General features: G+C 57.5%; 10 protein-coding genes and 1 pseudogene. All 11 read right to left on the bottom strand.

The features are described from left to right. Window positions 1-95: 95 nt before the first annotated feature. Window positions 96-578 carry an Hcp family type VI secretion system effector gene (locus SCU88_RS00225; protein WP_138095106.1) on the bottom strand — a complete coding sequence of 161 codons (483 nt, stop codon included), beginning with the start codon at window positions 576-578 and terminating at the stop codon, window positions 96-98. 361 nt (window positions 579-939) lie between these two features. After that, window positions 940-1,296, bottom strand: a complete 357-nt coding sequence (locus SCU88_RS00220; RefSeq protein WP_175341311.1) for a T6SS amidase immunity protein Tai4 family protein — start codon at window positions 1,294-1,296, stop codon at window positions 940-942. Further along, window positions 1,293-1,784 (bottom strand): annotated as a pseudogene (locus SCU88_RS00215) (type VI secretion system amidase effector protein Tae4). The gene SCU88_RS00220 and the pseudogene SCU88_RS00215 overlap by 4 nt, the downstream one beginning before the upstream one ends. Window positions 1,785-1,898: 114 nt before the next feature. Next, on the bottom strand, window positions 1,899-3,401 hold the full coding sequence (tssC, locus tag SCU88_RS00210) for a type VI secretion system contractile sheath large subunit (RefSeq protein WP_138095105.1): 1,503 nt from the start codon (window positions 3,399-3,401) through the stop codon (window positions 1,899-1,901). Between the two features lie 3 nt (window positions 3,402-3,404). Then, a complete protein-coding gene (tssB, locus tag SCU88_RS00205) occupies window positions 3,405-3,932 on the bottom strand; it encodes a type VI secretion system contractile sheath small subunit (RefSeq protein WP_138095104.1) in 528 nt (175 codons plus the stop codon). A gap of 71 nt (window positions 3,933-4,003) precedes the next feature. Continuing rightward, window positions 4,004-5,011, bottom strand: coding sequence for a type VI secretion system protein TssA (gene tssA / locus SCU88_RS00200; RefSeq protein WP_175341312.1), 1,008 nt, complete (start codon window positions 5,009-5,011; stop codon window positions 4,004-4,006). Window positions 5,012-5,019: 8 nt separating this feature from the next. Continuing rightward, the gene (gene tagF, locus SCU88_RS00195; RefSeq protein ID WP_138095102.1) at window positions 5,020-5,727 is read right to left on the bottom strand and encodes a type VI secretion system-associated protein TagF; all 708 of its coding nucleotides are present in this window, start codon (window positions 5,725-5,727) and stop codon (window positions 5,020-5,022) included. 16 nt (window positions 5,728-5,743) lie between these two features. Continuing rightward, window positions 5,744-9,373 (bottom strand): type VI secretion system membrane subunit TssM, encoded by a 3,630-nt coding sequence (gene tssM, locus SCU88_RS00190; protein WP_175341313.1) that lies wholly within the window; start codon window positions 9,371-9,373, stop codon window positions 5,744-5,746. A gap of 2 nt (window positions 9,374-9,375) precedes the next feature. Then, window positions 9,376-10,614, bottom strand: a complete 1,239-nt coding sequence (locus SCU88_RS00185; RefSeq protein WP_138095100.1) for a DotU family type VI secretion system protein — start codon at window positions 10,612-10,614, stop codon at window positions 9,376-9,378. 15 nt (window positions 10,615-10,629) lie between these two features. Beyond that, a complete protein-coding gene (gene tssK, locus SCU88_RS00180; RefSeq protein ID WP_175341314.1) occupies window positions 10,630-11,973 on the bottom strand; it encodes a type VI secretion system baseplate subunit TssK in 1,344 nt (447 codons plus the stop codon). A gap of 24 nt (window positions 11,974-11,997) precedes the next feature. Further along, entirely contained in the window at window positions 11,998-12,495 is a 498-nt protein-coding gene (gene tssJ, locus SCU88_RS00175; RefSeq protein ID WP_175341315.1) for a type VI secretion system lipoprotein TssJ, read from the bottom strand. Between the last annotated feature and the right edge of the window lie 19 nt (window positions 12,496-12,514).

Here is a 12,514-nt window from a genome sequence, read left to right as displayed (position 1 = left end):
TCGGGGAAAACCGCGGCATTTGAGGAAGGGGAAGGAAAGTGACGTAAAGCCTCTCTCCCGGGCAGGGAGAGAGGGACCACCGGTCAGACGCCCGATTACGCTTCGCGGTTTTCTTTGATGTTCCAGCCAGCGGTACTTTCAGCGCCTTTACCGCCAGAGGAAGCCTGCTCCCAGTACTGCTGCTTCACTTTTGCGGCCTGGAAAGCGTAGGTCACACCAACGGTGTCGCCGTTTTCCGCGCCGGTGTACTGCACGGAAGTCACCAGCACTTCTTCCAGCGTGATGCGGGAATACTCAACCTGCTGGCCGCCAGCTTTACAGACGGACAGTTCGATTTTGGTGATGTGCTTACCGCTGGCGCAGTGCTTCAGAATCGCCGTGGTGGATTTGTCGATCAGCGCGTTTACGTGCAGGTCGTTAAAGTTTACCTTACCGGTGCCGCCGCCGCCGCCCACGCCCATATTTCCCGGCTGGGATGCGCCCCAGGAGAAAGAGGTAATGTCGGTCCAGCCGCTGTGGTTAGAATCTTTCGACTCTCCCGTCGCACCTTCGACTTTCAGAAACATATCAATAGCCATAATACCTACTCTTTTTTAAGTGACAGTTATTGCTTGTGAAAAGCGTTTTTATGGCAAACGGGAAAGCATGGGGCATAAACCATCCATATTTCACCTCTGCCTGATATCAATTAGCATGGGCTAATTGACGGTCTAAACACTCCCTCTATTTTAAATAGTTGGGAATGTAAGTTTTGAATTACTGGGAATTATCCCAATCCAGCAACGCATTACTACTGCGTGTTGCATCCAGAGAAAACTGGCTTTAATTATCTACCACTTGTGCAAGACAACAGGATAAAGCCATATCATTGACAACCTGCTTATACGGTATTTTTTTGATAAAAAACGCAGGTTCGCCATCTACATTAGCCAGATAAAGCTATTTACTACGTGAAAAAATTGCCTGAATATCATCGCTATTAGCGATCAGCGTACATTTCAATACCTGATACTGACTCTCTACAGAACCACTTATTTTTTGCTTAAGTGCCGCATCTATAAATTTATCAGCCGCCTGAAAATCCTCTACTGGCAACTGACTAAACTCCAGCCAGGCGGCTGCACTCTTTCTGGCATCATCAATCAGTAACTTATCTTGTGTGATCTTCCCTATACAGCGATTCTGCACCCAATGAGTAAAAATCTGCTGTTGAGAAAAAGAGGTCATTTCAGGTAGCGTTTGCGCTGATGCCGTTGTGGCGATAGCCATAATGATTAAAGCAAGTAGTTTTTTCATTTTAGCGACCATAGCGTAGCATTAGTTGGAATAAACGACCCATTACCCGCCGAGCCTAAAAAATGACAATCATCGGAGCATATATTACCGTTCCATAAAGTGACATGCCCTGTTGCATTACTCCATCCATGCCCGCTAAAAATAATAATACCCTGCTTACCAGTAAACTTCCCCGGAACAGGAGAATCAACAGAAAGATCGGCACGACCAAAAGCAGCATGTAAGAAATCAATCATATCATTGACTCGATACATGTACCTTTTCTTATCCTTACCGGTTACGGTAGCATACTTACTACCACCCGGAATCGGAACCCCACAATAGTTGAGAACATAGCTCATTCTAATAGGGCAAGCATTCTCGAAAAAACCCGCATCAATATTATGCTAAACTTTCCCGCCAATAATACTACCGACGTTGCTCACACTAACATTGTTCTCTTTAAACTTGTTCCATGCCGCACCAAACGCAGGCCTCATATATGCCATCAATACATCCTTTAACCAAAGCAATATTATGAAGAGCGGTAGATAAAAATACTCACCATCGCTTTCCTGTTCCGTCATCCGATAGCGCCAGCCCTTTCGGGCTGGCAACCGGATTTACGCCTCTTTAGTTTTCAGCGACGGCAGTTTAGAAACCAGACGCAGAGAGACGGTCAGCCCTTCCAACTGATAGTGCGGGCGCAGGAAGAAGCGGGCGCTGTAATAGCCCGGATTGTCTTCGATTTCCTGAACCTGAACTTCGGCCGCTGCCAGCGGTTTGCGGGACTTGGTCTCCTGCGAAGAGTTCGCCGGATCGCCATCCACGTAATTCATCACCCAGTCGTTCAGCCAGCGCTCCATATCTTCACGTTCGCGGAAAGAACCAATCTTGTCGCGCACGATGCACTTCAGGTAATGAGCAAAGCGGCAGCAGGCGAACAGATAAGGCAGACGGGCCGCCAGACGTGCGTTGGCGGTGGCATCCGCATCGTGATACTCCGCCGGCTTTTGCAGGCTCTGGGCGCCGATAAAGGCGGCAAAGTCGGAGTTCTTGCGGTGAACCAGCGGCATGAAGCCGTTTTTCGCCAGTTCCGCCTCGCGACGGTCGCTGATGGCGATCTCGGTGGGGCACTTCATATCCACGCCGCCGTCGTCGCTCGGGAAGGTGTGGCAGGGCAAATCCGCCACGGCACCGCCGGATTCCACACCGCGAATGGAGGTGCACCAGCCGAACTCTTTAAAGGAGCGGTTGATGTTGGCCGCCATGGCGTAGGCCGAGTTGGCCCAGGTGTAGTTGGCGTGGTTAGCGCCATCGGTTTCTTCTTCGAAGTCGAAGCTGTCCACCGGGTTGGTGCGAATGCCGTACGGCAGACGAGCCAGGAAGCGCGGCATCGCCAGCCCCAGATAGCGGGCATCTTCCGATTCACGCAGGCTACGCCAGGCGGCGTATTCGGTGTTCTGGAAGATTTTGGTCAGATCGCGCGGATTCGCCAGCTCCTGCCAGGATTCCATCTGCATTACGTCCGGCGAAGTACCGGCAATAAACGGACAGTGGGCCGCCGCGCCAATACGTGCCATCTCTCCCAGCAGTTCAACATCCTGCGGACCGTGATCGAAGTAGTAGTCACCCACCAGACAGCCGAACGGCTCGCCGCCAAACTGGCCATACTCTTCTTCGTAGATTTTTTTGAAGATCGGGCTCTGGTCCCAGCCCACCCCTTTGTAGCGTTTCAGGGTGCGGCCCAGCTCTTTCTTGGAGATGCTCATAAAGCGGATTTTCAGCATCTCGTCGGTTTCGGTGTTGTTGACCAGATAGCTCAGCCCACGCCAGGCGCTTTCCAGCTTCTGGAACTCGTCATGGTGGATAATCTGGTTAACCTGCTGGGAAAGCTTCTCGTCGATACCGGCAATCAGATTCTGAATGGTGCGATAAGTATCGGAAGAGACCGTTACCGTGCTTTCCAGCGCCTGTTCGGCCAGAGTTTTGACCGCATTTTCCACCGCCGAGCGCGCCTGGTCGGTCTTGGGGCGGAACTCTTTATTCAGCAGAGAGCTGAACTCATCGGTGCTGAATTCCTGCGCCTGAGCCTGCGAACTCTGCTGTTGTGATGATTTGCTCATAGATTACTCTCCGTTACCTTGCGACGGCTCGTCTTTGTTCGGCATCTGGCTCAGCGCCTTAAGTAGCGTCGGATCTTTCAGCACTTTGGCGATCAGCTCCTCGGCACCGTTCTTGCCGTCCATATAGGTCAGCAGGTTGGAAAGCTGAGTACGGGCCTCCAGCAGCTTGTTGAGCGGCTCGACCTTGCGGGCCACCGCATCCGGCTGGAAATCTTCCATGCTGTCGAAGGTCAGTTCGACGTTCAGCTTGCCGTCGCCGGTCAGGGTGTTATCCACCTGATAAGCCACCCGCGGTTTCAGCGCCTTCATGCGCTCATCGAAGTTATCGATGTCGATCTCCATGAATTTGCGGTCTTCAACGGCAGGGAGCGGGTCGACGGGTTTCCCCACCAGATCCGCCATGACCCCCATAACAAAAGGAAGCTGAATTTTGCGTTCCGCGCCGTAGATCTCCACGTCGTACTCAATCTGTACGCGCGGCGCGCGATTACGGGCGATAAATTTCTGCCCACTGGATTTATTGGTTGGCATGCTGTTCTCCGTCGAATATGCGCGGTGAAGTGTGGCGGCGGCCATTCAGCCGCCATAACGGGCGGACGCGGTTAATCACGGCGTCCAAAGATATTTTCCAGTTGATTGACGCCGTCGGGCGCCAGGTCGCGGATAATGTCCATAAAATCCTTCTCAATCAGCCGCTGGACCCGCTCAATCATCAGCGGAGCCGGGTGGCTGGGTTCGTGACGGGCAAAGTACTGTTTAACCTTTTCCAGCATCAGTTGGGCATCGTCGCGAGTCGCCAGCGATACGCTGCGCCAGTCCGCAACCGGTGCCGGTGCTGCAGGCACCGCCGTCGGTTCACTGACCTGCGAGGCGCTCTGTTCCGGGGAAGGTGCAGCGGAATGATTGCCCTGACAGAGGGCGATTACCGTACCAATCAGCTTCTGTTGCTCTTCCATTTCCGGTACGCCCCCCTGCCCCAACTGTTCGACCAGGTACTGACGCAGGGTTTCCAGACGCTGGTGGATCAACTGTAAGGCCTCAACGCCCGGCTGACCGCCACGCGCCAGCTCTTCTTCCAGCCGCGGCCGACCGCCCGGATACTCCGGGCATTCGGTACGGCTGCCGTCGAGCAGCGCCAGCGCGTCGCGTAGCGTTAATACGTCGCTACCAGCACTCAGCAACACCGACTGACGCAGCGCCGCCGACAGCGCCGAGCGATCGCCCAGCGAGGCCAGCGCGCTGATGCGGTAGAAAGGATCCTCTTCGCCATCATCAATCATTAGCGGATAAAGCTCGCGCCACCACTGCGTGATGGAACGTTCAATCAGTAGCAGGCCATCGGCATAACCATCCAGTCCGCGACGTCGGGTCCAGGCATGGGTCAATGCCAGCATCACGCGCAGATCTTTGGTGCGTGCCAGCAGTGATGTCGCCAGTTTTTCCACCCGGCTCCAGTCCGCAGGCTCAGCCGGAATAATGGTGTCGCCGAACTGCTGTTCCGCTTTCCCCTTACCGGCCTGCTCCATCGCCATAAAGTCGGCGTCGTACTCCAGGTTTTCGCCGCACGGCTGCGATTCGCTAACCGGCGCCAGGAAATCGTCAATATTCATGGCACAACCTATTCAAACATCGGCGGATAAAGCCCGTGGCGTCCCGGTCGGGCACCGCCTGCGGGGTCAAACAGCAGCGAAAAAAGCTGCGCGGTAAAATTGCCGCTGTGAACGTGGGTGTAGAGCGGATAACCGTCGCTGCGGTTGGTCCACCAGAAGCTGGTCTGACGCTGGGGATCGAAACAGTCAGCCGCCTGACGCCAGCTCAGGGTCGCCGGAGCATCGTCGTAGCCGATCACATCCAGAATGTCGGAGCGCTGCTCTTCCGACGGCAGTTGGGGTGCCGGGATCGACAACAGCGCCTCATCTAACTGGCTGGTGGAGTAGCCGTTGCGTACCGCGTGCAGTAGCGTGCGGCCCAACTGGCGATACCACTCTTCCGCCAGCGCCAGCTGCTGCGGCGACCACTCCGCCGGGTTAAAGGCGCAAAGCGCGCAAATGGGATACTGGCGCCCCACGCTGTCGCGGCCGGGGAGCAGGCAGCCCATCTGCACCTGCTGACCGCCAAGCATCGGCGGCACCACAAAATTCCACACCGGCGCGCTACCAAAGCGCTGCTCGCCGTTGTTGCGCTGTTCCTCTTCCTGCCAGTTCAGCAGACCCACCTGGAACCAGTGGGACCACTGACGTTGCAGGGCGTCGGGGAACCGGCGCTGTAAAAAGTCACCGGCACTGGGTAATTTCCCGTACCAGCTAATCGCAGGGTAGTGACTCATTCTCCTGTCCTTGTCGTTATGGGCATGAGAAGCCAGGCAACCGGAAAGGGTTACGAATACTGTTAGGCGTAAATTCCAGGGACACATGGTGCCCGTCGACCGTAAAGCTGGCCCTGCGGCTCAGATTGTTGCTACCGGCCGACTGGCGCGCCTGGTCGAAGAAGCGGTTAAGCGCCCAGGGACCGTTGGTGACCAGAGTGGCCGTGGTGCCGTCCGCCAGTCCCAACTGCATCCGCACCTGGTTGCTGCCTCCTGGCCCGGGCCAGCTCACCAGGCGTGAAGCCTGAGGGCCATGGCTGTACTGCAACTGCTGACCGTCCACGTCCAGGGTCATATTCAGCACATTGTTGTCCATCTCCAGGGTACGTACCGTCACCCGGAATGAAGGGCTGGTGGCGTTACCGGCAAAGAAGGCATCGCGAATGTGCTGCGCCTGCTGGAAGGGGCGCAGCAGTCCTTCGCTCCCCGGCAGGGTTTTACCGTCAATGCCCGGCATAAAGCGCCAACTGGAGCGGGTGGTGTCCACCTTGTTGGCCAGGTTATCCCGGAAGAAACTGTCCATCATCCCGCTGCCCGGCGCGAACATCTTCGCCAGATCGTCCGGCGTCACTTCGCTGCGCGCCGAGCGCACCAGCGGATAACGACCGGCGATGGCCTGACGACAGAAGCCGCCCACCTCCACGTTCACCCGCTTGCGCATGTTTTCCAGCTCGCGGCGCTGGGTGTCGCTGCTGGCGCCCACGGCCATGCCGCTGAACATGGTTTTAAGGCTCCCGGGCAGGCGCCCGGCGCTGGCCTGAAGCCGGCTGATGGCCTCGCCGCCCGGGGCAGGCATGCCGCTGTTGGCGGCATCCTGTACCGAGGTCAGATAGCGGTACAGCTCATCAAGCTGACGCAGGAAATCATCCAGCACGATAGTTTTGCCGCCTTTCTCCAGCGGCTGGGCCAGTTCGATAATGGGCGCATAGTGATCGGTGACCAGTTGCTCAGGCGTCTGAGCGGTGGCGGCCCCCTGTGCCGTATCGCCATCGCTGTGGAACAACGCTTCCAGCGTTTGCGTGGCCTTACTGCTCTTCTGCTCCGCATCGGCCTGCCCCTCAACCGCAGGCGCGTTGCGCGACAGGGTCAGCACCTTACTGAGGTTAATTACCATCCGGCGCAGCGGTGAGTTGCTTCCGGAAAGCAGCCGCGTGGTGTTAATACGCTGGGAAAGATCGGCGCTGTTATTCAGTTGCAGATCGGCCAGGTAGCCGTCCCAGTGGGCGATAAAGTCGCGCATATAGAGCTGACGCACCGCGTTGTCGGTCTGCTGTTTGTATTCCTGCGGGCCGCTTACGCCCAGTACCCAGGCATCGTCATCGTGCAGATCGGCGGCGACACTGGCTATCTGTCCGTTAAAGTGATTCCAGTAACCGTCCGGCGTGTAGAGCCCCGGTACGCCATCACTGACCGACTGTCCGCTTTTACGGGAAAAGACCAGTTCGCTCTGGGGACCGCCCAGGGTCGCCAGCGAGACCGGCTTTAGCCCATCATCGCGTTCCAGCAGGCGCTTGAGTCGGCCATACACCCGGGTCGCCAGTGGATTCTGGTTGATAAGCTGTCGCTCTCTGGCGATCAGCGCTTCGTCTTTTTCCCATGGCGAGGACTGAATCTGCGGCTCCAGCAACTGACGCAGATGCTCAGAAAGCTGCGCCAGCTGTTCACGGGTAATGTTCTGCGGCAGGTTGCGTTGCAGATTCAGCATCACCCAGGAGTGCAGGAATTTGCCGTCGTAGTGCTTCGGCTGGTAGAGCATCTGATACGCCTTCAGCGCTTCATAGCTGTACTCCACGTCGCTGCCGTCGTCGCTGCGCAGCCAGCCGGTGATGCGCTGGGCCACTTCCGGCATCAGCATCTGCTGTAGCGCTTTCTGGTAGAGCGATTGCGAAGCGTCGCTGACGTCGAAACCGCGATACAGCCCCATACGGCGCGCCAGCGGCGGATCCTTAACATCAAAGGCATCGCTGTTCGGCAAGGTGACCAGGCCGTTAAGCAGCGGCAGCATGGAATAGAGATCGCGCTGATTCTGCTGTTGCAGATCCCGGCTCTGTTGTTCAATACCCGGAACTTTGGCATCCACCTCATTCAGGTAGCTGCGGTTTTTGCCATAGCTAATCAGCCACAGGGTGCCCAGAATCACCAGCAGCGCCAGCAAGGCCGCATAACCGGACCAGAGCAGCGCACGGCTGCGCAGCTCCCACCAGCGGTTATGGCCGGCAATTCCCGCTTCACGGAAGATAACGTTGTGCAGCAGGTTCTTAATAAAGAAGCTCTGACCTTTGGCGCCGGGGATCGGCGCCTCTTTGCTCACCGAATCCCAGTCACCGCCGTTATCGCCATCGGTGGGCAGCGACAGCGCTCGATTAAGGTTGCCCATCACCCGATCAAACGGCAGCCCTTCCTGAGTACCGCTGGCGAAATAGATACCACGCGGTGAAAACTGGGTTTCGAAGTTAGAACGGGCGAATACCGTGCCCAGAAAATCGGTCAACAGCGGACGCAGCGCCGCAAACTCCTGAGGGAACAGATAGCTGTTGGCCCGGGCCTGAGGGTCGTTTTCATTCAGCAGGGTATCCGGCAGTCCGGCTTCCAGCCGCTGCTGTAACAGGGCGTATTCCTGATGCAGCGCTCCCATCACATCAAAACCTGCCTGCTTTGACTGTTCCCAGGGGAAGGTAAAGCCCCAGATCTGATCGCGCTGCGCTTTATCAAAGCTGGCGAAGTAGTCGCGGAACCCTTTCAGAAGGTCCGACTTGGTAACCAGCACATACACCGGAAAACGAATGCCGAGCTGCTCATGCAGTTCCGCCAGACGCTGGCGCATGCTGACCGCTTGCTGTTCCCGGGCTTCCGGCGACAGCGTCAGGAGATCGCTAACGCTGACGGTAACAATCACGCCGTTAATCGGCTGGCGGCGGCGATATTTACGCAGCAGGCCGACAAAATCGAGCCATTCGCCGGCATCCCGCTCCTGCTCGCTCTCCTGGGTGGTATAGCGCCCGGCGGTATCCAGCAGCACGGCTTCATTGGTAAACCACCAGTCGCAGTTGCGGGTGCCGCCGATACCACGCAGCGCGGTACGGCCAAAGCGGTCCGCCAGCGGGAACTGGAGCCCGGAATTAACCAGCGCCGTGGTTTTACCGGAGCCCGGCGCCCCGATAATGACATACCAGGGGAGCTGATAAAGATACTGACTGCTAAAGCGCTGCGACCAGAGTGCGCTGCGCTTCTCTTTCTGGCTGAAGTGGGCCTTTTTCAGAACCTGGGCGGCTTCATCAAAGCGATCGGCCAGGATCCCCTCTTCGTTGTTGAGGCGCTTGCGATCCGAGCCATCCTCCCCTTCCGGGGCGGCTTTGCCACTGTTGAGGTTATCCACCAGCTTGCGGTTAAGCCAGGCGTTGTATAACCGCGGCACCAGATGGCTGTGGATCCAGATCAGATAGATCAGCCCGATGCTGATCACCCGGTTCTGCGTGGATTCCAGGGGGCGGGTGTCGGCAATAGACATCAGCGGCCCAATCATCCAGATGACCGCCGCCACCGCAGTGGCCCCCAGGAATCCCCAGAGCAGGCGGTTGGTCAGAATTGCGATGAGTGTATTCAGCATGCTTAGTTTCCTTGCGACATCCCGTTCAACTCCGCCTGGGTAGTGCCCGGCGCGACCAGCAGCGTGATCTCCACGCGGCGGTTAAGGGCGCGGTTTGCCGCCGAATTATTCGGCGCAACGGGATCCATTTCGCCCCGGCCTTCCGCCTTGACGCGGTCCGGCTGCGTGAGATGTTTGCGTAACATGCTCTGTACCGATTCGGCGCGGGCCAGGGAAAGTTCGTAGTTCGATGCAAAGCGGGCGCTGCGGATTGGCACGTTATCGCTGTAACCGATCACCAGAATCCGGCCGCTGACGTTATTCATCGCCTGAGCGACGCGGTTGATAACCGCTTCGTAGCGATCGCGCACCACGGTAGAGGCGGAAGCGAACAGGCCATCCCCTTTCAGAATTACCACGCTGCGATCGGCCTCGTCGCGGACCGCCACCAGCCCCTCTTCGATTTCCGGACGCAGGAAACCGCGCAGATCCAGCACCGCAGGGAGCGGCTCTGCGGGCTTCTGAATTTTGGTTTCCGGTAGCGGCGTTTGATAGATTTTCGCCAGCACCGGACTGGTGGCATCGCCCAGACGCCAGTTGAGGATGATGTAGAACAGACAGGCCAGGAATCCCGCCAGCGCCGCGCAGGCCCACAGCGGTACCGCCGGGCGCCACAGCTTGCTCATGACCGGCTGATCTTCCGGATGTGGAGAGAGGGGGGGCGGGTAGCTGCCGCGTACGCCGCGAATCATCTGCCCCAGCCGCTGCTTGATGGTGTCCAGTTGGGTACGGCCGTTATCCATCACCCGGTAGCGTCCCTCAAAGCCCAGCAGCAGGCAGAAGTTAATCAGCTCCAGCAGCTCGACGTGCTGGCGTGGGTTCTGAGACAGACGCGCCAGTAGCTGGAAGAACTTTTCGCCGCCCCAGGTTTCGTTATGAAAGGTCACCAGCAGACCGCTGCCGGACCAGATGCCGCGACTTCCCCACGGCGTCAGTGAAGCCGCCTCATCCAGGGCAGTGCACAGGCAATAGCGGGCGCCGACGATGGCTTCATAGCTCAGCCCCGCCTTCTGACAACGCACTTCAAAGCGACGAATTTCATCGATCAGGCGCTGGCGCAGACCGCTCTGGTCGTCGTGAGACACCGAATGGCGAATCTGCGAAATCGCATTGAGCAGCGGGTTGGCGGCAGAAACCAGTGGATTGGTACCGCCTGCCCCGGAAAAGTCGGCATCGCTGCCGTTAACCTGGTGTTCCTGCATAAAGGCTCTTTCTCGTTACTCTTTCGGGCCGCGAATTGCCCAAAATTCCATATCCAGGCCCGGGAATTCCCCGGCCAGATGCAGTGCGAAGGCGCCGGATTTCTCCATCTCTTTCCAGAGCTCGCCCCCTTTTTCCAGCTCGAAATAGCTATAGCCGGCATGCCAGGGGATCTGCGGCGGCGCAACCGGCATGGTTCGCAGCACCATGCCAGGCAGTTGAAGCTGTACCAGATCGCGAATTTTGGTGACCGGTGCCACCTTCATCTGTGCCGGAAAGTGGCTCTGGAGCGTATCTCCCGGTACGCTGGCCTTGACCGCCAGCACAAAGCCAAAGTCGCGAACCATGTTGCTGTCCGGTACTGTGGCGACGTTCAGGCCGTGAGTACGTTCCACCAGCGGGATCTGGATGGCGCTCTCTTCCATCACCAGAGAGAGGGACTGGCGCAGCATTAGCATCAGCTTGCCGAAGCAGCCCGCCAAATCGTCATGGTCATAGGCCGGCAGTACGGCATCTGGCATACGCTGTGGTCCCCAGGAGGTGAGCTCGGTGGCAAAAGCCAGCCAGTCACGCCACAGTGATTCGGGATGCAGCAGTGGTAGCGCTTTCAGATGGCTGACCAGCCCGATATGGTGATTCACCAACGCCAGCAGCGAGAACTCCACCATCTCGGAAGTATTGAAGCGCCCGGGTTTGCGCAGGCGCAAGCCAATTTGCTGGCTGCGCTGTTGCAGTAGCCCTTGCATATCGTTGAGCAGGCCGTAAAGCTGGCCGTTATTGATGGCGTTAAGAGTGGGAGGAATGTAGCCAGTGTCCAGACGTACCTGGTTGTCGTTGCGCTTTTCAATGACCTGCGCAACGCCAATAGCCGTCCATTCCGGGCTAAGTTCCTCTTCCAGCATCAGTCGCAGACGCTGACGACCGAACTGTAGCGCCGCCGGACCAACGGAAAGTGCGTTATCGTCATCCACCTCTTCTTCAAAGGTGACATAGCGCGCCAGCGAGTCCGGCGCATCGCTAAAGATTACCTCTTCCCGACCACCGCGACGGGCAGGCAGCGCCAGCACCACGCGGGCGTTACTCAGATTATCCGGGATCTCGAGCGGTACGGGACCCAGCCGGGCTTCGCGAAAAGAAAAGGGCGTGCCGTCCGGCAGAATACCGCTGGCGGTGCTAAGAGCTACACAGCCCTGGCGCAGCATCGCCTCGTCGAATTCCAGATCGAGAAAGCCCCACAGCCAGGGACGCTGTACGCCGCCCCACTCCCTGATCTGGTTTTGCAGGAAGCTTTCGGCACGCTGAAAGTGGTGAGGTCGCAGGAACATGCCTTCCGTCCAGACCACCTTTTCTGCTTTATTCATACTGATTTCCTGTCGGGAGAGCCATTACTTATCAACGACCCGAATACCGTTGATATCAAGGAAAAGGCTGGCCTGGAGCTCGTCGGAGGACCATGACCAGAAACTGCTGTCATCGGGAGAAGGAAGCGGTAGCGAGATGCGCCATTTTTTTCCGTCCAACTGCTGATACTCCGCCACGATGCCGATATAGCGCGCTTCAGGCGAACTACGCCCGGTCAGGACTTTATTAAGCTGTCCTGGCATCAGGAAGAATTCGTCGCTGTTCAGCAGGCTACCCGCCAGCGCTTTCGAATCACCGTTCTGCAATGACCAGAAGTCGGCGGACATAAAGCCAGCGTCGGATTTCAGCAGCAGCACCCTGACCTTAAGCGGTGCGGCATTGTTAATCTGCGGATGAGCACGGAATGTCAGGCGATAGGAGGGAGCATCGCTGTGTGTCGATGAACTACAGCCGCTTATCAGGGCAAAAGCGGCCAGAAAAAGCGCCAGCCAGACGTGGCGCAATAAATCGCTTCTCATCATAAGGCATCGCTCAAGGTCA

The organism is Jejuibacter sp. L23 (genome assembly GCF_050815825.1).
GTDB classification, from domain to species: domain Bacteria; phylum Pseudomonadota; class Gammaproteobacteria; order Enterobacterales; family Enterobacteriaceae; genus Jejubacter; species Jejubacter calystegiae.
This window is presented reverse-complemented; position numbering and strand designations above follow the sequence as displayed.

Bases quoted from the DNA above. Each gene is read 5' to 3' on its own strand.
- SCU88_RS00225 (WP_138095106.1), bottom strand. From the start codon at position 578: ATGGCTATTGATATGTTTCTGAAAGTCGAAGGTGCGACGGGAGAGTCG.
- SCU88_RS00220 (WP_175341311.1), bottom strand. From the start codon at position 1,296: ATGAAAAAACTACTTGCTTTAATCATTATGGCTATCGCCACAACGGCA.
- tssC (WP_138095105.1), bottom strand. From the start codon at position 3,401: ATGAGCAAATCATCACAACAGCAGAGTTCGCAGGCTCAGGCGCAGGAA.
- tssB (WP_138095104.1), bottom strand. From the start codon at position 3,932: ATGCCAACCAATAAATCCAGTGGGCAGAAATTTATCGCCCGTAATCGC.
- tssA (WP_175341312.1), bottom strand. From the start codon at position 5,011: ATGAATATTGACGATTTCCTGGCGCCGGTTAGCGAATCGCAGCCGTGC.
- tagF (WP_138095102.1), bottom strand. From the start codon at position 5,727: ATGAGTCACTACCCTGCGATTAGCTGGTACGGGAAATTACCCAGTGCC.
- tssM (WP_175341313.1), bottom strand. From the start codon at position 9,373: ATGCTGAATACACTCATCGCAATTCTGACCAACCGCCTGCTCTGGGGA.
- SCU88_RS00185 (WP_138095100.1), bottom strand. From the start codon at position 10,614: ATGCAGGAACACCAGGTTAACGGCAGCGATGCCGACTTTTCCGGGGCA.
- tssK (WP_175341314.1), bottom strand. From the start codon at position 11,973: ATGAATAAAGCAGAAAAGGTGGTCTGGACGGAAGGCATGTTCCTGCGA.
- tssJ (WP_175341315.1), bottom strand. From the start codon at position 12,495: ATGATGAGAAGCGATTTATTGCGCCACGTCTGGCTGGCGCTTTTTCTG.